Raw genomic sequence first — 255 nt, forward strand, 5'->3', positions numbered from 1 at the left:
TGATCTCGCTCATCCACGGGAACGGGTTGGTGGTGCCTGGGTATTCTTCCTTCAAGCCGATCTGCGACAGACGACGGTTGGCGATGAACTTGAGGTAGTCCTCCATCATCGCGGCGTTCATGCCCAACACGCCGCGGGGCATGGTGTCGCGGGCGTATTCGATCTCCAGTTGGGTCCCTTGCAGGATCATCTGGGTCGCTTCTTCCTTCATCTCGGCATCCCACAGGTGTGGGTTTTCGATTTTGATCTGGTTGA

General features: G+C 56.9%; 1 protein-coding gene. It reads right to left on the bottom strand.

Going from position 1 to position 255, the window contains the following annotated elements; translation table 11 throughout:
* The coding region (locus IB241_RS28125; RefSeq protein WP_192301287.1) for a ribonucleotide-diphosphate reductase subunit beta at positions 1-255 on the bottom strand (255 nt) is incomplete at both ends.

Source organism: Pseudomonas sp. PDM05 (assembly GCF_014851685.1).
Taxonomy (GTDB): domain Bacteria; phylum Pseudomonadota; class Gammaproteobacteria; order Pseudomonadales; family Pseudomonadaceae; genus Aquipseudomonas.